This window comes from Paenibacillus sp. FSL W8-0187, assembly GCF_037969755.1.
Lineage (GTDB): Bacteria > Bacillota > Bacilli > Paenibacillales > Paenibacillaceae > Paenibacillus_AQ.
In genome coordinates this window covers 3,829,398-3,853,881 of the sequence record NZ_CP150206.1, presented here as the reverse complement: position 1 = coordinate 3,853,881, position 24,484 = coordinate 3,829,398, and the positions used below count along the sequence as shown (strand labels likewise).

Here is a 24,484-nt window from a genome sequence, read left to right as displayed (position 1 = left end):
CCGTGATATTGAAAGTCGCTATTTTAGCGGCTTTTTTGTTTATCGGTACAAGTTCTTGTCAGAGTTAAAAAAGCTGCTGAGCATCTAGGTTACGCCCAGTCCTCCGTTACTGCACATATCAAGCAGCTTGAAGCTGAGGTCGGAAAGCCTGTTTTTGATCGTTTGGGTAAAAAAATGATACTAACCCACTACGTAGAGCAGTTTCTTCCCTACGCTTTTAAAATCATTGAACTATATGATCAAGCTTTAACGACAGACAACGAACCTATTGGTGGCCTTACGCTGGGTGTATCAGAATCACTTATGATTTATCGCGTTTGATTTCCTAGACATTATGACCAGTCTTAAAACAGGTGAAATCGATATTGCATTAGTATTAGAAAGTGATGGATGGAAAATGTCTGAACTCCACTGCGAAAATTGGTGATTTGCCACAAGTTTTTCGTTCACCCAATCGGTATGAAAAATGGGCAATATGAGGATAAATTCAAACTCCTTCACAGGAGCTTGAGCAAAGAGTAGATAAATTACACCCTTGACATGATTTGGTTATTATTCAATAATTATATACAACCAATTACTGGTAATATATCTTTCGTTTCTGTTTAACCATACATCAACTTCGATTGTCTTCATGACACTCCGCTAACACGACTCCAATTTTGACGAAACTAGATTATGCCTATATATAGATTCCTCCATATTAAGACATGATTACTATCCCCTCCGTGGCTTCACCCATAAGCGTACCTACTTGGTTTTGATCTCTACATCGTTGCGCACTATGAATGTCAGCATTCATCAGCAGTTTACATAGCTGATTCTATATAGTAGAGCAGAGTTGCTCACGTTTAATTTCCCCTTCCCAGATTTCTAACCCGCTTGTCTTTACGCTTCTCACAATGTGATTAGGTATTGTTTTTCATGACTTTGTACGAGTATATAAGCTCTAAGGAGTTTGTATAAATCGGCTTAAAAAGGAGCGGATGCCCGCACGATAACGGTTATGCACAGCTTTGAGAGGATCATTTTCAAGAGAGGAGGCAGCTCAAAAGATCGCGATTAAAGATGGTGTCGAAAAACGAAAGGCGCATCATGACCAAACCAAATCATGGGAGGTAATGTGATGATGTTTCAAACTCGTTCGGATTCCCGTTTCATCCTGCGATTCATGCTGATTGGCGGCGGATTGCTGCTCGTATTCGCTTGTATGTTCGCGTTCTCGAAGACCGTGTCAGCCCACGGATATATTAATGATCCGGCTAGCCGCGCGATCCAGTGTAAAAACGGATTGAATACCAACTGCGGCCCGATCATCTATGAGCCTCAGAGCCTGGAGGGGCCGAAAGGTTTTCCTGCTGCCGGACCCCCTGACGGCAAAATCGCCAGCGCCGGCCTTGCCGGCTTCGCTCAGCTTGACCAGCAATCAGCTACGCGCTGGAACAAGGTGAACATGACGAGCGGCACCAACAACTTCACTTGGATTTTTACCGCTCGTCATGCCACGACAAGCTACCGTTATTTCATCACCAAGCCGGATTGGAATCCCAATGCACCGTTGACTCGCGCCCAGTTTGATCTGACTCCGTTCTGCACGATTAACGGGAATGGCCAGCAGCCGCCGGCCACGTTAACCCATACCTGCAACGTGCCGCAAAGAGACGGTTACAATGTCATCCTCGGCGTATGGGATATCGCGGATACCCAAAATGCCTGGTACATCGTCATCGATGCCCAATTCGGTCCTGGCGACAGCATTGCGCCTACGGCGCCGACTAATTTGGCCGTCAGCAACGTTGGCACAACGACGGCCAAGCTGACTTGGGGGGCCTCGACGGACAACAATGCCGTCACGGGTTATGAGGTGTACAACGGTGTCAATGTCATCGCCACCATACCTGCCAATCAGACGAGCGCCAATCTCACCAATCTATTGGCAGGCACGACTTATAACATAGTTGTGAAGGCGTTCGACGCTTCCGGCAATCGATCGCCGAGCAGCAACAGTGTCCAGTTTACGACCACGCAGTTACCGGTTGACGTGACGCCGCCGACCAATCCGACCGGCCTGCATGTGATGGGCACCCCGACGTCGACATCAGTCACGTTGATGTGGAATGCATCCACAGATGATTCCGGCATCGCTGGTTACAGGATTTACAACGGCAGCACGGTGATCGCTACCGTCACTGGAACGGCAACCGAGAAGGTCATTACCGGTTTGTCGCCGAACTCGCAATATACGTTTACGGTCCGCGCTTACGACCCGTCGAATAATGAATCTGGCGACAGCAATGCCGTGACAGTGTCAACGCCTGACGGGCCGAGTGCAACGCCATGGGCGCCAAATACCGCTTATGAGGTCAATGCGCTTGTATCCTATGACGGCAAGGTGTACAAATGCATCCAGCCCCATACCTCCTTGCCGGGTTGGGAGCCGAGTAACGTGCCCGCGCTCTGGCAGCTACAACCGTAAACGCGTGCTTTAGATGAGCAGGAAGCCCGCCGCTTGCAAAGAGCGGCGGGCTTATTTTTCATGGTTGATTCAATCGAATAGATTCCATCAATGTCTCTAACATACTGATACTACCAGTGCGAAATATAAGACTAGAAGGGGGAGAATAGGATGAAGGAATTGTTGCCGGGCCGTACGCCTCATCCCGAAATGCATTCGGGTCAACGAGAAGCGGGGCGGCAAAGTCCAAACCGCTCCCTGCGATGAGCAATGAGCATCGACTTAAAATAATCAATTAAATCAACTAAAGCTCCATGCTTTGGCATGGAGTTTTAGCTTTCCTTATACAGGGATATCGCATCTGATTAACCTAGCTGCTGCGAACCATTGAACCATACGGATTTGATCGACAAGGTATCCGAAATATTAGTGGTCGGATCACCGTTTACAAGAATAAGATCAGCGCGCGCACCTTCGGTAATACGGCCGCGATCGTGAAGACCAAAGCAACGGGCCGGTTTGATAGTAGCCGACTGAAGAGCTTCGATCGGAGTGAACCCGGCCTTCACCAGCAGTTGCATTTCGTGGTGGACACTGGCCCCATGAGCAAGACCGCCAAGGTTCGGAACGGGAACCGGCGCGACATCCGTCCCTACCAGAATATCAACTCCGGCACGGTGAAGATCCATCACATTCTGAAAGCTGTTTTCCATATTACCTTGCGGAAACGTATTGAAGCTTGAGTTCAAAATATCGATCCAGTCCGGACTTAATTTGGAATGAACACGTGGATCATTCGCCAATTCCGATGCCGGATTTCCAATAATCGATGAATTCAACACCAAGCACGGTATAACAAATGCGCCTGAACCCGCTATGGACTTCACTAAGTCGGATGTGTACTCGGGTCTGTCGATAAACAAATGGCCTAAACCGTCGACTCCAAAATCGATAGCTTCTTGCGATGAAAGAGCCGTCAAGACGTGGGCAATGACCAGCTTATCCAACTTGTGGGCTTCTTTCACGGCTGCTTTTAAAATCTCGTCGCTTAGTACAGGCAGGCCAGGTGCCCCCATGACCGTTCCTTCTTCAATCATGACCTTAATATAGTCGGCTCCATTCTCCACCTGGGTATGCACATGCTTAATCGCTTCTTCCACCGTCGTCACTTGCGGGATTTCTTCGTGATCGTGAGCGTATGCGGCCAACATCGCTTCACGGTCTTCCTCGGATAACTTCTCTAGCTCCTTCAATACGAATTCCGGTATTTCATCTCCATCGGGCAGTAACTCATCTGGGTGTCCACCCGGAGCGCTGATCGCTGTGCCGGCAGAACGGACGTCAGCGACGTCATTTACATTTTTCAACTGAATCTCGCGCCCTCTTTTAGTAAAATCGCCGTTCATTTCGAGTTCTGTTGTAACCCCGAATTTTAAGGCATCTCGTAATCCGCCGATTGAGGTGTGGACATGTGCATCAATCAGACCAGGCATTAGAGTCCCATTTTCTCCATCGATAATCGTTGCATCGGCCGGAAGGTCTCCGCCCACTGAAATAATGGATTCCCCTTTAATGACAACATGTCTGGGTGCAATAATTTGATCTCCATCAAAGATACGTACATTTGTAATCGCCATAACTTGTTCTAACGCAGCATTTTGAGTTATCTTCTCCATTTGAATTCCTCCCAAGTGTTTGTCGTTCAACAATTCGGAGTATAACTGTTAGATAACTAACTGTCAATAAACTAATATTTGTTTGACAAGCCTATAGGATCACTGTATAGTTTAGTTGCTTACAATTAGATTTCTAACAATCACAGGGGGGACGATCATGCAATCCCGAAAGGATACGCCTTATCTGGATTTGTTTCAGATTATCGGTCTTAAGTTAAAGAAAAGAGCGGACGAGAGTATAAAAGAACTGGGGTTAAACGCTCAACAAGGAAAAGTAATCGACTATATTTACGAGAACCAACATAATCATATTATTCAAAAGGACCTTGCAGATCGGTTTCATCTACGTGGGGCCAGCATTACAAGCATGCTTCAAGGTTTAGAGCAAAAAGGGTTCATCGAGCGCAAAATCCCGGCCAATAATGAACGGCAAAAAAATATATATGTATTGCCAAAAGCTATTGAACTGATTGAAGACTTTCAAGACTCATTCCAAAAGGTGGAGGAAGAAATCGTTCAAGTCCTTACCGACGAGGAGAAACAAGTCTTAAAGAAATTGTTGATCAAAATCAATGAGCGCATATAAAGAAGATGATTCCAATGAAGTTATGGAGACATTTTCAAAATATGCTTGTCCCAATTTTATACGCTTACGACGAGCAAAAACATATAGGAGCCAGGGGTGTCGAGGGACAAGAATATTATCCCATTGGAAGTCGCTAGTTTAGCGGCTTTTTTGTTTTATCGGTACAAGTTCTTATCCCGAGTCGAGGACAAGAACATGAGCCTACCGATTACCGATTAGATAAGTATATCTAACTATGTTTCCATGCAGTTTCATTAAGCTAACAGGCAGGAATGTGACGTTAATGATCGCCTTTATTCTTTTGCCGCGAAAAAAGGAGCGAACAGCATGGATAGATGGACCTGAAGACCGCAATAAAGCTGCAACTGGGGGGGGACTTGCGGTGTCCGGGCTGCGCTTATTCTAAAATGTTGTATAGAAGCCGCCGATCGCGCTAAAATGGCTTTAAATGTAATGCAAAAAAAACGGGGGCTTCGCCGTGACGATGAAATGGATCGACTTGTCCAGGAATGCGATAGACTTATACGAGCAGAAACATAGGGGCGGGCATCTCGTGTCCGAGCACTATCATCAGACTCACCAGCTGCTATTTGTGCTGGAAGGGGAAGGCACTATCCGGCTAGGGGGTGAAGTACGGAAGCTTGCGGTCGACGATACGGCGCTGATCGTGCCGTATTCCGTCCACTCAGTCATGTCCGACTTCAGGCTGACCTTGTTAGTGTTGGCGTTTGACGAGGCAGTGCTCGATCCGGATATGAGGTCGCAGCTACTCCACGCCTACTTTCCGGCCTCCTGCCTGATGAAGCCGGGTTTGTTTGCTGCGAGCGAACTGCGTCAGCTGCTGAGGAAAATGCTGTTCGAGCAGTCCAGGGAGCTGTCGCCGCTCGTCCGGCTTTCACTCAAAGTCCAGCTGTCTCAGTTGCTGCTCTTGCTGGTTCGATCGGCCGGAACGGAGGCCGCCGGAGCGGGCTCCAGCTCCAACAAGCTGCGTGCCGAGAAAATTCGCAGCTATATCGATTCGAAGTATTTTGATCCGCTGACCGCTGGGGACATCGCCTCCAAGCTGGACATCAGCACGCGGCACGTGAACAACATCTTCAAGGAACGGTACAACATGACACCGATGCAATATTTGACCGAGGTACGCATCCGCGTCGCCCAGAAGTTGCTGGTGGAAACGGGTAAGGACATTATATCGATCTGCTTCGAGGTCGGCTACGATTCCGTGTCTACGTTTTACCGGTCGTTCAAAGCTGTCGCCAAGCTGTCACCAAAAACGTACCGGGAGCTGAACGCGCCCGAGCAAGCTGAGTAGGCAGGGATCCTTCCGTCAAACGGACAGCGAGCGCACAAATGTGGGATCAAACGAACAAGATAACGATCAAAGGACGACCAGCCGATTGATTGAAACATATTTTCCCCTTCATCCCCCATCGGCTAAACGTCGGCGGGGATTTTGTTTTTCGCTCGAATAATTCGCTTCCAAAATTGAGAATCGTGTTCCCGTAATCGTAAGAAAAGCGGTTTCGCATCGACTACAATACGGTTATACGAAGCGAAGGGGGCAATGAACGATGGCAGTTCGCAACATCGGCATTATTATGAACGGAGTTACCGGAAGGATGGGAACCAACCAGCATTTAATCCGTTCGATTCTTGCGATTCGCAAGCAGGGGGGCGTCGCGCTACCAGGCGGAGACGTCATAATGCCCGACCCGATTCTGGTCGGTCGGCAGGAGAGCAAGCTGCAGGCGCTGGCCGCGGCCCACGGCGTCGAGCGTTGGAGCACCGATCTTGAAGCATGCCTCGCCGATCCGTACTATGAAATTTATTTCGACAGCCAGACGACGGTGCGCCGCGCGGAAAGCATCAAGCAGGCGATTGCCGCGGGCAAGCATATTTATTGCGAGAAGCCGACGGCCGTTGATCTCGAAGGGTCGCTCGAACTGGCCCGCATCGCCGCCGAGGCGGGGGTGAGAAACGGTGTCGTGCAAGACAAGCTGTTTTTACCCGGATTGCTCAAGCTGAAGCGCTTGATCGACTCGGGCTTCTTCGGACGCATCTTGTCCGTGCGGATGGAGTTCGGCTATTGGGTGTTTGAGGGCGACTTGCAGCCGGGTCAGCGGCCTTCGTGGAACTACCGCAAGGAAGACGGCGGCGGCATTATCGTCGACATGTTTGCACACTGGCGCTATGTTCTCGAGAATTTGTTCGGGGAAGTGAAGGCTGTCTCCTGTCTTGCCGCTACACATATTCCGAAACGTCTGGATGAGCAGGGCGTTCCGTACGATTGTACGGCGGACGATGCGGCGTACGCCATATTTGAGCTGGAAGGCGGCATTATCGTGCAGGCCAACTCGTCCTGGGCGGTGCGCGTAGACCGCGACGATCTGCTCACGGTTACGGTCGACGGCACCGAAGGCAGCGCCGTGGCGGGTTTGCGGGACTGCAAGACGCAGCATCGGGTCAACACGCCGAAGCCGGTATGGAATCCGGACATTCCGAACCCGTTCCAGTTCCGTGACCAATGGGTGGAGGTGCCGGACAACGCGTCATACGACAACGCGTTTAAGGTGCAATGGGAAATCTTCTTGAAGCATGTCGTCATCGGCACGCCGTTTCCGTGGGATTTGCTCGAAGGCGCGAAGGGCACCCAGCTTGCCGATCTCAGCTTGAAGTCGTGGCAGGAACGCCGCTGGATCGACGTGCCGAAGCTGAGCCTGTAAAGGAGGGGAGTACAGATGACCCAATCGCTGCTACTCCCCCGCGCAGGGGGAGCGTTATATGAATATACTCCGGGCAAAGCAGGCTCGTTCTCCGTGCCGGCCAAGCCGTTTACGGGCCGCATCGCCTTCTCGGCCGCCCATGTCGTCTGCGATCCGTTTGCGGACGCAGATCCGCTGCATCATTCGCAGATTGATTGGAACTCGACGCTCGCCTACCGGCACCATTTGTGGTCGCTCGGTCTGGCCGTGGCGGAAGCGATGGATACCGCGCAGCGCGGCATGGGCCTCGATTGGAACCGCTCGAAGGAGCTTATCCGCGCTTCGATCGCGGAAGCGCGCTCGGTCGGCGGCAAAATCGCCTGCGGCGCGGGAACCGATCATCTGCTCCCGGGACCGTCGGTCACGATATACGACGTGGAAGCCGCCTATGAAGAGCAAGTCGGCTTCATTGAAGGCGAAGGCGGTCAAGTCATTCTGATGGCGAGCCGCGCGCTTGCCGCCTGCGCGAAAGGGCCCGAGGATTACCAGCGGGTGTATGGGCGCATTTTGGGACAGGTGAAACAGCCGGTCATTCTGCATTGGCTCGGCGACATGTTCGATCCCGCTCTGGCCGGCTATTGGGGGTGCAAGGACGATCTGGACGAGGCGATGGACGTTTGTTTGCGCGTCATTCGGGCAAACGCGGACAAGGTCGATGGGATTAAAATCTCGCTGCTCGATGCCGGCAAAGAAATCAAGATGCGCCGGCTACTGCCGGAAGGCGTCAAGATGTACACCGGCGACGACTTCAACTACCCGGAACTGATCAAGGGTGATGAGCAGGGCTACAGCCATGCGCTGCTCGGCATATTCGACGCGATCGCGCCGGCCGCCGCCCAGGCGCTTCATGCGCTAGACGCAGGCGATCTGGTCAGTTATGAGGCGATTATGGAGCCTACCGTTGCCTTGTCGCGTCATATTTTCCAGAAGCCGACGTACGCCTACAAGACGGGAATTGTGTTCATGGCCTACTTGAACGGCCGCCAACCGCATTTCCGCATGATCGGGGGAGCGGAGGGATCGCGCTCGATCGTCCATTTAGCCGAGCTATTCGTGCTTGCCGACAGGGCCGGGCTATTGGCCGATCCGGAGCTTGCCGCCGAACGGATGAAGCCTGTCTTGGCGCTGGCGGGTATTCGGCCGTAATCATTTATAGAGATGTTTGAAATCCGGGAGGGATCAGTATGGAACCGCTTCATTCCATAGACAGACTCAGCTTGAACCAGATTACGACCGATCGGCTGAATATGCGTGAGGCCGTGGAAGCATGCGTTCGCGCCGAAGTGCCTTGGATCGCGCTGTGGCGGCATAAAGTGGCCGAGACCGGCCTGGCCGAGAGCAAGCGGCTTGTGCGGGACGCGGGCCTGCGCGTCTCCAGCCTGTGCCGTGGGGGTTATTTTCCGGCGGCCACCGCGCCTGCGCGCAAAGAGCGGATGGACGACAATCGCCGCGCTGTCGAGGAAGCGGCCGAGCTCGGCACCAACGTACTCGTGCTCGTTTGCGGACCAGCGCCGGACCGGGATATCGATTTCGCCCGCAAGACGGTCGAAGAGGCGATCGCGGAGCTCGTGCCGTTCGCCCGCTCGCACGGAGTCAAGCTCGGCATCGAGCCGTTGCACCCGATGTATGCCGCTGAGCGCTCTGTCATCAATACGCTGGCGCAAGCCAACACGCTCGCGGAGCAGCACGACCCGCAGGACGTCGGCGTCGTTGTCGACGCGTTCCACGTCTGGTGGGATCCTGAGCTATACGCGCAAATTCAGCGTGCCAGAGGGCGGATACTCGGTTTCCACGTTTCCGATTGGATCGTGCCGGTACCCGACCTGCTAATGGGCAGAGGGATGATGGGGGACGGCGTCATCGAGCTGCGCCGGATGCGTCATGCCGTTGAAGCGGCCGGTTACGTGGGGGCGATCGAAGTGGAAATCTTCAACCGGCAGGTATGGGATATGCCGGGAGACGAGGCGCTCACGCTCATCAAGGAACGTTATTTGCAGCATGTATGAATTATAAATTTGCAGCTTTGGCGGGCCGGGAGAATCGTTCCCGGCACGTCAAGGCATAGCTTTGGAGGGAAGGAATGTGAAGATTTATCGCACCGCGCTGATCGGGATCGGGGGATTCGGCGCTGAACATGTGAATATCATGCAGAAGCTGGTCGAAGAGGGTAGCCTGCAGGTTGCTGCTTTTGCGGAGCCGAATGTCGGCGCTCATCAGGAGTCTTACGGCAAGCTGACCGCGCTTGGGGCCGTCCATTTTATAGACTACGTGCAGATGCTCACGCTGCATCCGGATATCGATTTCGTCGTAATCGTCACGCCGATCTCCTCCCACAAGCCGATGTGCATCCAGGTGATGCGGATGGGCTTTCACGTGCTGGTGGAGAAGCCCCCGGCGGTAACGATTCAGGACTTGGACGAGATGACCGCGGTGCAGATGGAGACCGGGCGCTTGTGCCAGGTGAACTTCCAGAATACGTCGGGCCAGGCGTTCCGAACGCTGCTGGAAAGGATCGGTTCCGGTGTGCTCGGGCAGGTGGAGCATGTGGTCGGCATTGGCATGTGGAAACGGCTTCGCTCTTACTACGATCGAACCCGCTGGGCCGGCAAACTGGTCAGCGACGGCCAGTATGTGCTGGACGGGACGTTCAACAATCCGTTTGCCCACTTGCTGCACCATAGCTTGCTGGCGGCCGGAGGAAGCGCCGCAGACTTGTACCCGGAATCGGTGCAGGCCGAGCTTTACCACGTCAATGACATCGAGGGGGACGATGTCTCCTGTATTCGCGCCGTTATGGCTAACGGTGTGAGCGTTCATTTTTACGCCATGCTTTGTCACGAAGTAAGCGAAGTGCCTTCGATTGCCGTGTACGGAACGCGAGGGGAAGCGCATTGGAATTACCAGAACAAGCTGACAATTCGCGCACAGGACGCCGAAGAGGATTTGGCGTTTGGTCCGACCGATTTGATGTGCAGCATGTATCTGAACCTGATGGAAGCGATTGAAACCCCAGGGAAACCACTCTTCTCGCCGCTCAAGGCAAGCCGAAGCTTCGTGCTTGTATCCAACGGCGCCTATGAGTCGGCTCGCGCCGTTCGTGCCATCCCCGGCCGATTCGTGACCGAGCGGGAGGATGGAGATTCCACCGTGCGCTTGCTGCCCAGCTTGTCCGAGAAGATGAGAGAAGCGGCAGCGAAGCGGCAACTGTACAGTGAATATCCGCTTCCTTGGGCGACGCCGACCCGGCCGTTCCGGATGGAGGGCTACAGTCGATTCGAGCTGCCTGCCAATATGCGCACAAATAACGGTAGACCGACCAATTAGAGGCGTTCCTTCAGGGCTCTTCTTTTTACAATGTCGAGGTTTAATCTAAAGATAAACCATAAATCAATATTTTTCCGAGGCAACTCCACTTTTCACTGTTTTTTGGATTCCAAAACAGTTAAAGATGGGGTTTCTTGTTGCAAGGGGAAGCCGACAATGTTACATGTATTAAAAATTCATTTTATGTATTTTTGGAGGCAAGCTACCTATTTAAATGAATCAGGACCAAATGGTCTCTGGTTCTTTATTTTGTTTGTAATGCCTCAACGGAAAAGGAAATTACCACCAAATCCAATACTCCCATCGCTTTACCTGACTAATTCCTCACTCTACAGTTTACATACAACTACCTTTTTAAGTTATTACCAAATTGATTTAAGGGAGTACATTTTTTTATTTCATCCTGAAGGTAAAATGATAAACATGAGAGCTCCTTATTACAGTCGGAGGGATGGGAAAAATGAAAGCGGTTTTAGACAGCTCCCGAAAGTACGGCGCAACAAAAAGGAAAAATAATTTTCTGTACTATATCAGAAGAGACGGTCTGTTATATTTTCTTTTGCTGCTGCCTATGGCGTATATCCTGATTTTCAAGTATGCACCCATCTATGGCCTTGTGATGGCATTCCAAGATTACAACATTTTTGAAGGAATTAGAGGGAGCGAATGGGTAGGACTGGATGTGTTCCGGTTTATTTTTGAGCAGGACAGCTTCTACCGTGCATTGAAGAATACGCTGGTCCTGAATGTTCTGGACTTGATCGCTGGTTTTCCAGCGCCCATTCTTCTGGCGATTTTGCTCAATGAAGTAAGACAAGCAAAATTCAAGAAAATGACCCAGACCGTGTTGTATCTGCCCCACTTTTTGTCCTGGGTTATTATTGGCGGTATGGTCTATCTGATGTTTTCTAACGGCGGCATGATCAACAATTTCCTGTCGGGCTTTGGTTTTGAAAAAATCGAGTTTCTGTCGCAGAAAACACCTTGGTTGATTACTTATATTACCGTTGGCGTATGGCAAAATATCGGATGGGGCACCATCATTTATTTGGCGGCCATTACCGGAATCAATAGGGAGTTGTATGAGGCCTCCGATATTGATGGCTGCAGCAGGTTTCGCAAAATGTGGCATATTACGCTGCCTGGCATTAAGTCAACCATCAATATTTTGTTGATTCTCCAAATAGGCAGAATGGTTTCTATCGGATTTGACCGTCCCTTTGTGATGGGGAATTCACTGGTTAGCGATTACTCTGATGTTATCAGTACTTTCGTGTATAGAGTTGGGATTAGTTCGGGTGATTTCTCCCAGGCAACGGCGGTAGGATTGTTCCAATCCGTGGTCGGCCTGATCCTGCTGTTATCTGCAAACTTTGTTGCGAAAAAATTAGGCGAGGATGGGATATGGTGAGGGTGGCGAGCAATAGGGGCAAGATGAAAAAAATGACTGTAGCGGATATTGCCATCATTGTATTTATCGTGGCATTGTCCTTCACATGTATCGTACCGTTTCTGTACATGATTGCGCTTTCTTTCAGTTCCAACGAAGCGATTATTTCTCAAAAGGTCGGACTGTGGCCAGTAGACTTCACAGCAGAAACGTACAAAACCATATTGAGCGATATGGATATGCTTTATACGCTTGGATACAGTATTGTGCTTACGATATTTTACACTTTGGTATGCATGTTCCTGACCATATGTGCAGCGTATCCGTTAACGAAGAAGCGGCTGAAGGGAAGAAACTTTATTTTGACGGCGTTAGTCTTCACCATGTATTTCAGTGGCGGTTTAATTCCCTCCTATATTCTGGTTAAAAACCTGGGCATGATGAATTCGGTTTGGAGCCTGGTTTTGCCGGGTGCCATGAGCGTGTTTAATATGATCATCCTGAAAACCTTCTTCAGCAATCTTCCGGAGAGCCTGGAGGAATCGGCAGCCATTGACGGGTGTTCGGATCTGGGCATTCTCATCAAGATTGTGCTCCCCCTTTCGTTGCCATCGATCGCCACATTAAGCCTTTTCTATGCGGTGGACAGATGGAATGGATTCCAGGATGCGCTGTTCTACATTACGAAAAAAGAGCTGTACCCTATGCAGATGAAGCTATACCAGATCATATCGGCCAATCAGCAGTTGGATAGCCAACAAGGAGGAGAAGGAAGTGTCGGCTCCTATATTGTCCCTGAATCTTTGAAAGCGGCCAGTGTCATGTTTACAACGATTCCGATTTTGCTGATCTATCCTAAACTGCAGAAGTATTTCGTGGATGGTGTGATGACTGGGGCTATCAAGGGTTGATGGGGAAACAGATTATGATGAAGGGGGGATCCCGGCCTCGCGGATGATTTAAGAGAATCAATCACAAGAACGAAAGGGTGGTTAAAGTGTATAAGGGCATAAAGAAGAAAGCAGCAATTCTATTTAGCACAGTGCTTCTAGCCGTAGGAGTGGCAGGCTGTGGTGGCGCAGGCCATAACAATGGGGAGACGGTATCAAAAGGGTCCAACGCATCGGAAACGGGCTCCGGTTCCCCAGTAACCTTGACAGTGGAAGTGTTTGACAGAGGTATTCAGGGACAACCGGACTTGAACAACAACACGTGGACCAAATATGTCAACGAAAAATTCGGGAAGCCTAATAACGCCATTGTAAAATTTGTTCCTGTCCCCCGTTCCCAAGAAGTCGACAAGCTGAATGTGTTGATGGCTGCCAACGAAGCTCCTGATATTTCCTTCACCTATGACGGGAATACCGTAACCCGTTTCGCAAAAAGCGGTGGCCTCTATACACTGGATGAATTGTTGGAGAAGCATGGCCAGCAATTAAAGTCTTATCTGGGCGAGAAAGTTCTTTCCTACGGGAAATATGAAGGCAAACAAATCTCGATCCCAGGCAAGCGGACTCTGATTGCTTGGAACGGCATGTTTATTCGCAAGGATTGGCTGGATAAGCTGGGAATGCCTGCTCCAACGAATCGGGATGAATTATATAATACCCTCGTTGCTTTCCGTGACAAGAACCCGGGTAATGTGGATGGTGTCATTCCGTGGGCAACTGCGGCTTCCGGCATGAACTACACCTTTGGCAACCTGATTCCTTCGTTCTGGGGTCCGATGTCGGAGGAGGAATTCGTTACCACCACCAATTGGCTGAAGCCCGGCACTAAGGATGCTTATAAATGGCTGAACAAACTGTACAATGAAAAGCTGATCAGCCCCGACTTTGCACTGGATAAAACAACCAAACAAGCGGATGCCGATGTGACCAATGGCAAGGTAGGCTTCTACGCTGCCAACTGGGATTATCCACTTTCACAAAAAATTCGTGAACCACTGAAGCAAAATGCACCTGATGCCAACTATGTTGCTGTAGATACCTTCATAAACGACGAGGGGAAATACCTGAAAGAGATATATAATGAAAACGGGATTTTCTCATTCATCCCGAAAAGCAGCAAGAATGCGGAGCTGGCCATAAAGTATCTGAACTGGATGGCTGATCCGGAGGTGTTGTTCTTCCTTCAGTTTGGTGAAGAAGGCGTCAACCATAAGCTTGTAAACGGCATCCCGCAAGGGATTGCGCAAACCGGCGAAAATATGCAAACGAGCAATCTGAATATGGATTATACTCTAATTGTAAACGGTGCAGAGCTGGGCGATACCGAAAAGAATGTCCGAACGTACGCAGCAGCCTTAGCAGCCGGAGATCAGAGCTATGAAAAACTGGCTGTCGATTCATACAAGATCAATACGACGGATGGTTATACAGGCTTCTATTACGGCGTCTCGAACGAAGCTAGTATCAAGTACGGCAAAACGTTGGGTGACTTGAACAAGCAGATGAGTGACAGGCTGGTCGTTGCCAAGCCGGCAGAGTTCGACGCCTTGTATGACAAGCTGGTGAAAGAATATATGGACGCCGGCGGTCAGGCTGTTCAGGATGAGAATATAAAGAATTATAGAGATATCAAAGCACAGAACAAGTAATCCATGGCATAAGGATAAACCAGTCTGTGGTTTATCCTATTTTCGTTGCTGTTCCCGAATAATTTTGCTATTATTCGGGGGAATCCATATGTTCAGGAGGATACCCATGTACAAGGTCATGATTGTAGATGATGAGCCGTGGGCAATTAAAGGAATCCGCAACGCCTTCGATTGGGATAAATATGGATTTGAAATTATCGGACAATTTAAAAGCGCTTACACGGCATGGGATGCCATAAAAGCGAATGAACCCGATTTGGTATTTACGGATATCCGTATGCCTGAGATATCCGGACTGGATCTGATGAAGAGAGCCAAAGTAGAAGGGCTGGACATTGAGTTTGTCATCGTAAGCGGATATGCGGAATTTGAATATGCCCAGGAAGCGCTGCGCTATGGCGCGCTGGATTATTTCCTGAAACCCTTGGATATCGATAAGGCTGACCCCTTCATCGCGAAGCTGGCCATGCACTTCTCCCGAAGAAGCACAGCACGTAACCAACTCCTTCTGGATGCGCTGACCTCGGCGAAAGAGGACGAGATAAAGAGCTTCCTACCGCTTCCCGATGATGCAGCTGTGTACTATTATCAGGTGTTGACCATCTATTTCAGGGGAGAAAATAAAAATATTAGGAACCTGCTTTCTTTGGAGGGAAAGCCTGTTCATGTTGTGGAAGTTGAAGCTGGAGCCCGAAAAATGCTAGTTGTCCTGATGACGGAGCATAGGGCTTGTCTGGAAGGACATTCGGATAAGCGGGTTCTGAATAAGACAGGTATCCATGTTATGGGCGTCAGCAGCATCTCTAATCAACTAAAGCACATGAGCAAGCTGATTAAAGAAGCAGACCTGTCCGCTTCCCAGGTTTTTCTTGAAGAAGCTGGGGGCGTCGTTCACTACGAGCCGAAGCTTCATCTGGTGAAGCCATGTATCGATGAAATCCACCACATCCTTCAGGGAAATCAATTTGACGATGTGGAAGCGTACATTAAAGGGCTGCAGGCATATTTCAGGGATCATCATCTGGGCATGTCTGAGGTTGTCTACCTGTGGAATCAAGCCGTCGGGATCCTTATAAAAGCATATTCTGAGGAATTGAAGGATATGGAACTGGAATTCCTGAATTATTCCGAGATCAAGGAACGATTTGAACACTTTGAGTCGCTATGCAGCTTTTTACATGAGGTTCTCGACTCTATCAGGATAGGAAACAGCCGCTCTGTGCAGGAAGGGGACATCCAGTCCTGCTTCAACAGGATGATAAATTATATCAACCATCATTTTGAGCAGAAATTGTATTTGAAGGATTTATCTGCCCAATTCTTCATTAACCAGGTGTATTGCTGTCAATTATTCAGAAAAAATCTGGGCAAAACCTTCTCTGAATATGTGTCGGAGCTGAGAATCAAGAAAGCCCGTGAGCTCCTGAAGCGGACGGATCTATCCATTGAAGAAGTGGCCATTAAGGCAGGGTATGTCGATTATTATTATTTCAATAAAGTGTTCAAGAAGCATTGCGGGATGACCCCCACCAAATTCAGAAAAAGTTGATATGAACGGAGCGGCGGGCCATGACGATCAGTAAACTGAAATTGAAGCATCAGATATGGCTTATCTTTTTTTTCTCAATCATCATATTTACTGTCATGGAATTTTATTATTATTATAGTTTCTCTAATTTAACCCAGAAGAGAGCCGCCCATTACAGTAACCAGATGATAGAACAAACACGCCGCAAAATTGATTCTGCATTTAGTGATATCAGGGTCAGCACCAGCATTGCGGTCAATAGCAGACGGGTTCAGGAATTTTCTGTAGTGGATGATGATTACAAAAGGGCGTTTAATAGCGGTCCAAATGCATTGGATCTCATGGAATATATGAGATCCTTTAATTCGTACGTGGACGGAATTGTAATTAATGATATTCGGGGAAGACGGCTTTACAGTTTGGCATCAGCAAGCGGAGATATTTTTTTTCTCAATCGTTACGATACCTTTATCCAGAAGTATAAGGAAGATCCTTCGCTGCGGGACAAGGGGATGTTCACCTCGATTCTAAAAGACGACAGAACAGGAACGGAACAGTTCTTTTATATAGCGCCGATTGTGGAGGCCATCGGGGGAATCTATTTCTCCCAAATTACGGGTTACTGTACCGTTTTGGTCAATATGGACAAAATGCAGGGGCTTGTGGAAAATACGGAATTAACGCCCAACTCTACCTTGTACATTCTGAATAGCCGGGATGAGGTGATTGCTTCCACCAATTCCAATGCCCGAGGTGCGTTATTCAGGGAAGTTCTGTCTATGGATAAGGGCATCCTGCTTAACGGGGTCAAAACAACTATCGATGGGGAAGATATTCTCGTCCAGGTTAAGGGTTTGGAGCAGGCAGACGGGTGGCGGGTTGTGAGTATGATTCCAGTGCAAGAGCTTACTGCAGATATGAACCCTATACGGAAAGTCAGCATTATCGTGGGGATTGGGATGATTCTAAGCATGCTTATCATGGGCAGTTTCTTTATGAACAATCTGATGCGTCCGGTGATGGGACTTGTTCTGGATATGAAGAGAGTGGGGAGCCGGGACATGGGCTTCCGCATTAAAGTACGGTCTACCAATGAAGTAGGCATGCTGGCCTGCGACATTAACCGGGTAATCAATGAAAGGGAACAGATGGCAAGAGATATGATCAATACCCAGGCCAGATTATATGAATCTGAGTTGAGTCAGAAACAGGCGGAGTTTGCTGCCCTGCAAAGCCAGATCAACCCCCATTTTCTCTATAATACGCTCAATTGCATCAGCAGCATTGGATTGGAATACGGAAGCAGAGAGATCGCGCAAATTGCATCTTGCATGTCCAAAATATTCCGGTACAGTATAAGAAAAGATGATCTTGTGCGGATAAGGGAAGAGCTGGACTGTATTCAGGCTTATATGAACATTATCGCCATCCGGTATGAAAATAAATTTATCATCGAGATCGATGTGGACGAGGGACTCCTGGAGATGCAAACCCCCAAGATGATTCTCCAGCCCATTGTGGAGAATGCGGTCTATCATGGGCTTGAGCGGATGGATCAAGGGGGCCGGCTTCAAGTTACCGGGAGCATAGATGCGCACGGGGACGTATGCTTCCAAATCACGGATACCGGGAAGGGAATGGACCCGGAGCAATTGGCTTCCCTTCAGGCTAAGCTTGGCATGGCATCCCCGGAACCTACACAAGATGGCCAACCTGCTACAAGCATCGGACTTTCCAATATCCATAACAGGCTCCGGCTATTGTTTGGAGAGGGTTACGGGATCGCCATACAAAGCCAGTTCGGCCATGGGACGACCGTGACCGTGAGGATTCCAAAGCTGTTAAACAACCGCAAACCTTCTGAAGAGTAAGGTTATGTCGATAGCCGGACACACTACAATGTAATGTTTTTCTTCAGGACACATCCCTTAATTGGGGATTGTGTCCATTTTTTCTTCGAATTCCCGGCAATATCAATCAGACGTTGAGAGGGTTAAGTATAATCCGAAGGTCAAGACACTTTTTCTAAAACGGTTACCAAAACAATTTAAGATAGTACATTTATTAAATTTTCTCTGAAAGTAGAATGAGGACATGGCTGAAAAAATCAATGACAGGGGGATGGATGAAGTTGAAAGCGGTTTTATGGGATAGGAAAAGATTCAGGTATTTGCTGTTTTGTCTCGCAGTGCTGCTGATGCTGCCGCAATGGAACGGAGCGGCTATGGCGGCAGAGCAAACGCCAGATGGGGCGGATTTGGCATCCCGGCAGGAGGGAAAGGATGTGTCTGATTTCTACAATGTTATCATGCAGACAGGGGCCGACCCTTGGGTTTACAAGCATACGGACGGCTATTATTACAACGTCTTTGTCAACGCCAGCGGCATCATGATCCGCAGATCGATGACCATCACCGGCATTGAAGCGGGCGAGAGGAGCCTAGCCTGGACACCGGTTAAGGGTACAATGTACAGTTCCAATGTTTGGGCACCCGAAATGCACTATCTCAAAGATATCGATGGCAAATACAAATGGTATATTTACTTCGCGGCTGACAACGGAACCAACGCAAACCACCGCATGTATGTGCTGGAGAACGCCAGTGAGAGTCCGATGACCGGAACCTGGGAGTTCAAAGGGAAAATAACCGATTCCACGGACCGCTGGGCGATCGACGGCACTGTGCTGACTGTAAATGAGAAACACTATTTCATCTGGTCCGGATGGGAGGAAACGGATGGGAGTTTCCAAAATCTATATATAGCGGAAATGAGCGATCCACGGACCATCAGCTCGCAGCGGGTATTGATTTCGACGCCTGACCATGATTGGGAAACGTCCCCGGGCAGGATCAACGAAGGTCCCCAAGTCAATATACGCGGTAACACCATCAACTTGGTCTATTCCGCAAACGGAAGCTGGACAGACAGTTACTGCCTCGGACTGATCACGGCCAAGATTGGCGACGATTTGATGAACCCCAGCTCCTGGGTAAAACAGGACAATCCGATTTTCTCCAGCGCCAACGGCGTTTATGGCCCGGGTCACCACAGTCTCACCACCTCTCCCGACGGCAGTGAGGACTGGATTATCTACCATTCCGCCCGCTGGCCAGGATCAGGGTGGACCCGCAATGTCCGAGCGCAGAAATTCATCTGGAACGCAGACGGAACGCCAAACCTGGGAGAGCCCGTCGATCCAAACAAACCGATTGCCAAGCCTTCAGGGGAGCCGGCACGTCAGCGCTATGAGGCGGAAGCAGCCCTGTTGGTGAAAGATCCCAGCGGCGGAACCGGCCCCGGCGTTTGGTGGGAAGGTACCGCTTCCGACGGGAAGAAGATCGCCAATATCAAGAACGCCAATGATTATGCCCAGTTTACAGTCAACGTGCCAGAGGCGGGATTTTATGTGCTGTCTGTGCGCAATGCCAACGGCTCATCGAATGGGGTGGATGCTTCACATATCTTGTCGGTAAACGGCAGTTCCGGCGCCCGTTTGAACATCGTCTATTCCGGCTGGAATCGTTGGGGAGCCTCCACGGTGAAAGTCTATCTTAAACAAGGCAACAATACCATCCGTTTCTCGATGGGTGCCAACCTTGCCGAAATTGACAGCATGGATATACTCAAGCTTGATGTTGCGTCGGAAATTCTTTTCGATTCTCCGGGGTACACGCTGGGGTTAGGTGAAAGCCGCAGTTTGCCCGTGTATACGGTAACAGGCACTACCTATTCCCCTTTGGACAGCGGAGTTTCCTTCAGTTCTTCCAACAAAGAGGTCGCTGATATTGATGGGATGGGGGTCAAAGGACTCAAGGCAGGCAGCGCCACGATCACCGCGACATATAACGGAAAGACGGCCACAGCCACGGTTACCGTTGCCGCTGAACCTAAGTCTGTGCAGTCCATTGCCATCAGCGGATTGAACAACATCCTGACCAGCGGGCTGACAGGGCAACTGCAGTTAACAGCTCGCTACAACACCTATGAAGTCCAGGATGTGTCGGCTGACGCCACGTACTTCAGCAGCAAACCAGACGTGGCCAAGGTTACGGTCACCGGTCAGGTATATGACACTGGGCCGGGGGATACGGTGATTACAGCCGTATACGGCGGCAAGGAAGCAAAATTCAACTTAACAGTAACACCCGATCCGTCTCAGGTTCCTCAGATTATTTCTCAAGTAAAAACTCCCTCCGGAGTGACACCGAGGCTGCCCGGCGTTGTTGACGTCAATTACAAGGGTGAGATAAGCATCGCCGAGGTCAGCTGGAAGCTGGAAGGAATACACTTCAACTCACTTGGCACGATTCAGGTGCCTGTCATATTAACACTAAATGGCGAGAAGATTCCTGCTGCCGTTTCCGTAGAAGTGATCCCGGGATGGGGTCTTGATGAGATTGTAGATAACATGCGCAGCAGGATAGTCGGTTTCTCTTATCCGCTGGGCGAAGGCTTGGGAACCTATAGTCAAGATGCGTATAATGCTCTCTTGGCTGAGCTGGATCATGCGGAAGAGATGTCTGTAGACCCTGATCTGCGTGAAGAGCAGTTTGAGGAGGCGCTGGATCGCCTTGCTGAAGCGGAAGCAGCCCTGCTTGGCTCACTTAACCTTACCGAGGATGGCGTGACCTATAACGCCTACCGGGATTTCTCCGGCGATGAGACGGGCAAGTACCCTTACGGCATTACCATCGATGCTCTAACCAATGGCGCTACTGCCACTGTGCAAGAAGAGGACGGGAATAAGTTCCTTCGACTGACCACAACCGCTGTTGCGGGCAAGGCAAATTTGTTCCTGCCGTTTGCAGGCGAGGTCAAGGCAGAAGCGGATCAGCGCATCGTCATCGAATATCGTGCCAGATTAAACAGCAGCTTTCAGTACGCCAATGGTGCCATGGTGAGAAATGACAGCGGCACCGGCAATTATTCCATGGTCACAGCTTTTGATACGGGTAAAATCATCGTACAGAATGGGGGGTCCAAGAAGCCGGTCAAGAACACTTCATACAATACATGGTACAAAATTAAAATGGTGGCAAACTGGGACGCCAAGACTTATACCGTTTATATTAACGATGATCCTGTTCCGGCGGCCACTGACTTCCTCTTCCGCCATACAGGCGGCAGTAAGTTGACCGGCCAGCTGTTCGGCATCGACGGCTACGCTAACGCTTCAATCGACTTCGACGATTTCAAAGTCATGGTTACGGGAGGATCGAAAACTGCGCCGATCACATCCGCGGCTCTTTCGCCAGAAGTTCCGAATGGCCAAAATGGCTGGTATACGCATCCGGTAACGGTAAGTTTGTCAGCAAAAGCTCCACGGGATAGCGTTGCAAAAACCGACTACAGTCTGGACGGCGGGACAACTTGGCAAACCTATACGGCACCAATCACATTCAGCCAAGACGGCACTTACACAGTTACCTATCGTTCGGTTGATCCAGCAGGGAATGAGGAGATGGCGAAAGCCGTCAGCTTTAAGCTGGATACGAAAGACCCGACTATAGAAGTTGTCATTCCTGGAGATGGCGGCACCTATGAAGATAGCGAGGATTTGACCCCTTTAGTGACTACGCTGGATACGGCATCAGGGGTCGACAACAGCAAGACGACGGTGACGCTGGATACGTATTCCTATCCGATCGGCACCACGATCCCACTCTTTTCATTGCCGCTAGGAAGGCATGAGCTTGTGGTGTCTTCAGTTGATCTAGCCGGCAACTCAGGCAATAAAACCGTTGTGTTCTATACCGTAGCAAATATCCATTCGCTAAAGGCATTAGTGACGCGTTTTGCCGAGAGCAAGGAGATCGATAATGCCGGAATTGCCAATAGCCTGCAGAAAAAATTGGAGAACGGCAATTTGAACAGTTTTGTTAACGAGGTGCAGGCGCAAAAAGGAAAACACATATCGAACGATGCGGCAAATTATTTACTTAGGGACGCACGCTTCTTGTTGTCCCGGCAATAATGAGAAGGAAGTATCAAGCCCTGGCGTCTAAATGAAAAGCTAACGCAAACGGGAAAGGGAAGCGCCAAAAAAGGACGCGAGCGAATACGCGTCCTTTTTTTTTCTGTACGCGAAAAACAAAAAAATCTATAGAAAAACCTAGAGATTCTTAAGGTATGCACCGGAGGGACTGCGATACAGTATAAACATCATCGAAAAGTAATTAACCAAGAAAGAAGGTTAGAACATGCCAACAACACCTGCGACCGCCGAAACGGACAGTGTGCCGATGGCCAAACAAGCCTTTTACGAGACCAAGAGGTTTCGGCAGAATATTCCGCTGTTCCTCATGCTCGTACCGGGGATCCTGTATTACGTGATATTCCGGTATTTTCCTATGGGCGGGCTTGTGATCGCTTTCAAGGATTACAATTTCCGCGATGGCATTTTGTCCAGCCCTTGGGTGGGACTCAAGTATTTCAAGATTTTATTTCAGTCCGACGCTACGCTGCAGATCATCTGGAATACCCTCTCCTTAAGTATTCTGAATCTGATCTTCGGTTTTCCCGCGCCGATCATTATCGCCATCGCGCTGAATGAGGTTCGAAAAAGATGGCTGAAGCGCTGGATTCAAACGATTATTTATCTTCCCCACTTTCTGTCATGGGTCATCGTAGCAGGGCTGGTTCTCACCTTGTTTTCGATCGACGGCGGCACCGTTAACAAGCTGCTGGAGCAATGGGGAATGGAGCCGGTGCCGTTTCTGTACCGCATCGAATCCTGGGTTACGATCTTTATCGGCTCCGGGATGTGGAAGGAAATGGGGTTCGGTGCCATTATCTATCTCGCCGCCCTTTCGTCCATTGATCCCAGCTTGTACGAATCCACCGCCTTGGACGGTGCGGGTAAGCTGAGACAGATCTGGCATATTACGCTGCCGGGCCTCCGTCCTACGATTATCCTTCTGCTGATCCTGGGCATGGGTCGCTTGATGGAGGTAGGGTTCGATCAGGTTTACAACTTGCAGAATCCCACAGTCCTGGAAAAAGCCGAGGTCATCAGCACCTATGTGTACAAAGTGGGGCTGCAGAAGGCCCAATTCAGTCTGACCACGGCCATGGGTCTATTCGAGTCCATTGTCGGCTTGGTGCTGCTGTTGTCGGCTAACGCACTGGCCAGGAAATTCGACCAGGGATTATTCTAGCCCATGCTTCCGAAGCGAGTTTTGTACGAAGCTTATCCGGAAAGCAAGGCTCACAAAACTTTTAGGGAGGGGAACTGCATTGAGAGAGTCGGCTAGCGGAAGGGTTTTTTCGGTCTTCGTTCACACAGTTTTAATTATCATTGCACTCACCTGCATCCTGCCTTTCCTGCATTTGATCACTTTGTCCATAAGCGAAGGGCAGGCAGTGGATCTGGGACAAGTCTTGTTCTGGCCGGTGGGCCTTGATTTCACCGCTTACAAATATTTTTTTCAGAACACGCCAGCCTTGCGGGCGTTTGGCAACAGCGTCATCATCACATTGGGCGGAACGGCGCTTAGCATGCTGACTACGGTTCTGACGGCGTATCCTTTGTCCCGCCGCTATCTGTATGCCCGCAAGCCGCTCACAACGGCCGCGCTGTTTACGATGTTGTTCAGCGGCGGCATGATTCCTACTTATCTGGTGATGAACAATCTGCATTTGACGAACACGTATTGGTCCTTATGGTTCGTTGGGCTGATCAGTACCTATAACATGTTAATCATGAAAAGCTTCTTTGAAAACATTCCGAGTGAAGTGACGGAATCGGCTCAGATTGATGGCTGCGGAGAGACGCATCTGCTTTTGCGCATTATTTTGCCTTTATCTCTGCCCATGCTGGCCACATTGACGTTATTCTACGGCGTTGGTTACTGGAACATGTTCATGAATGTCATTCTTTACATCAATCGGACGGAACTGCAGAATCTCACGGTCATTGTCCAGAGCATGCTGCAGATTCAGAGCATGGACAACATGATGGCGATGGATATCATGCAGCAGCAGGAGTTAATCTCCGAGAAACTGAAGGCGGTAGGTGTAATGGTGATGGTGGTGCCGATGCTGGTGGTATATCCGTTTTTGCAAAAGTATTTCGTTCAAGGGATTATGCTTGGTTCCATTAAAGGTTAGCGGAAACACATCCATTCATTATAGATCATGGGTCGAGAGGAGCTTGTAA

The 24,484-nt window shown here is 49.7% G+C and carries 17 protein-coding genes; 16 read left to right on the top strand and 1 reads right to left on the bottom strand.

What is annotated here, in order from left to right; all coding sequences use genetic code 11:
- Positions 1–117: 117 nt before the first annotated feature.
- Both MKY48_RS17210 and MKY48_RS17205 read left to right on the top strand, forming a co-directional pair.
- Entirely contained in the window at positions 118–321 is a 204-nt protein-coding gene (locus MKY48_RS17210) for a hypothetical protein (RefSeq protein ID WP_339273535.1), read from the top strand.
- 805 nt (positions 322–1,126) lie between these two features.
- Positions 1,127–2,476, top strand: a complete 1,350-nt coding sequence (locus MKY48_RS17205; protein WP_339264913.1) for a lytic polysaccharide monooxygenase — start codon at positions 1,127–1,129, stop codon at positions 2,474–2,476.
- A 344-nt stretch (positions 2,477–2,820) separates the two neighbouring features.
- Here the strand turns inward: MKY48_RS17205 and MKY48_RS17200 are convergent, their stop codons facing one another.
- A complete protein-coding gene (locus tag MKY48_RS17200) occupies positions 2,821–4,131 on the bottom strand; it encodes an amidohydrolase family protein (RefSeq protein ID WP_339290035.1) in 1,311 nt (436 codons plus the stop codon).
- A gap of 157 nt (positions 4,132–4,288) precedes the next feature.
- On the opposite strand from MKY48_RS17200, the gene MKY48_RS17195 reads away from it, so the two are divergent.
- The 14 genes from MKY48_RS17195 to MKY48_RS17130 all read left to right on the top strand — a co-directional run bounded on the left by MKY48_RS17195 (position 4,289) and on the right by MKY48_RS17130 (position 24,435).
- Positions 4,289–4,717: a MarR family transcriptional regulator gene (locus MKY48_RS17195; RefSeq protein ID WP_076321391.1), complete on the top strand. Its 429-nt coding sequence runs from the start codon at positions 4,289–4,291 to the stop codon at positions 4,715–4,717.
- Between the two features lie 484 nt (positions 4,718–5,201).
- A complete protein-coding gene (locus MKY48_RS17190; RefSeq protein ID WP_339293523.1) occupies positions 5,202–6,032 on the top strand; it encodes an AraC family transcriptional regulator in 831 nt (276 codons plus the stop codon).
- Between the two features lie 259 nt (positions 6,033–6,291).
- Positions 6,292–7,443: a Gfo/Idh/MocA family oxidoreductase gene (locus MKY48_RS17185; RefSeq protein WP_339290034.1), complete on the top strand. Its 1,152-nt coding sequence runs from the start codon at positions 6,292–6,294 to the stop codon at positions 7,441–7,443.
- 15 nt (positions 7,444–7,458) lie between these two features.
- A complete protein-coding gene (locus MKY48_RS17180; RefSeq protein ID WP_339290033.1) occupies positions 7,459–8,628 on the top strand; it encodes a dihydrodipicolinate synthase family protein in 1,170 nt (389 codons plus the stop codon).
- A gap of 38 nt (positions 8,629–8,666) precedes the next feature.
- Positions 8,667–9,488 (top strand): sugar phosphate isomerase/epimerase family protein, encoded by an 822-nt coding sequence (locus MKY48_RS17175; RefSeq protein ID WP_339290032.1) that lies wholly within the window; start codon positions 8,667–8,669, stop codon positions 9,486–9,488.
- Positions 9,489–9,564: 76 nt separating this feature from the next.
- The gene (locus MKY48_RS17170; protein WP_339290030.1) at positions 9,565–10,806 is read left to right on the top strand and encodes a Gfo/Idh/MocA family oxidoreductase; all 1,242 of its coding nucleotides are present in this window, start codon (positions 9,565–9,567) and stop codon (positions 10,804–10,806) included.
- A gap of 460 nt (positions 10,807–11,266) precedes the next feature.
- Positions 11,267–12,217, top strand: a complete 951-nt coding sequence (locus MKY48_RS17165) for an ABC transporter permease subunit (RefSeq protein WP_339290028.1) — start codon at positions 11,267–11,269, stop codon at positions 12,215–12,217.
- Complete coding sequence (locus MKY48_RS17160; protein ID WP_145018965.1) at positions 12,211–13,107, top strand: carbohydrate ABC transporter permease; 897 nt, start codon at positions 12,211–12,213, stop codon at positions 13,105–13,107. Before MKY48_RS17165 ends, MKY48_RS17160 begins: the two co-directional genes overlap by 7 nt.
- Positions 13,108–13,193: 86 nt before the next feature.
- Positions 13,194–14,795 carry an extracellular solute-binding protein gene (locus MKY48_RS17155; RefSeq protein ID WP_339290027.1) on the top strand — a complete coding sequence of 534 codons (1,602 nt, stop codon included), beginning with the start codon at positions 13,194–13,196 and terminating at the stop codon, positions 14,793–14,795.
- Between the two features lie 106 nt (positions 14,796–14,901).
- A complete protein-coding gene (locus MKY48_RS17150; RefSeq protein ID WP_339290025.1) occupies positions 14,902–16,344 on the top strand; it encodes a response regulator in 1,443 nt (480 codons plus the stop codon).
- Positions 16,345–16,364: 20 nt separating this feature from the next.
- Complete coding sequence (locus MKY48_RS17145; RefSeq protein ID WP_339290023.1) at positions 16,365–18,194, top strand: sensor histidine kinase; 1,830 nt, start codon at positions 16,365–16,367, stop codon at positions 18,192–18,194.
- A gap of 260 nt (positions 18,195–18,454) precedes the next feature.
- Entirely contained in the window at positions 18,455–22,300 is a 3,846-nt protein-coding gene (locus tag MKY48_RS17140; RefSeq protein ID WP_339290022.1) for a family 43 glycosylhydrolase, read from the top strand.
- 226 nt (positions 22,301–22,526) lie between these two features.
- Positions 22,527–23,483 (top strand): ABC transporter permease subunit, encoded by a 957-nt coding sequence (locus MKY48_RS17135; RefSeq protein ID WP_213647421.1) that lies wholly within the window; start codon positions 22,527–22,529, stop codon positions 23,481–23,483.
- A 79-nt stretch (positions 23,484–23,562) separates the two neighbouring features.
- Positions 23,563–24,435 carry a carbohydrate ABC transporter permease gene (locus MKY48_RS17130; RefSeq protein WP_339290020.1) on the top strand — a complete coding sequence of 291 codons (873 nt, stop codon included), beginning with the start codon at positions 23,563–23,565 and terminating at the stop codon, positions 24,433–24,435.
- Positions 24,436–24,484 lie beyond the last annotated feature (49 nt).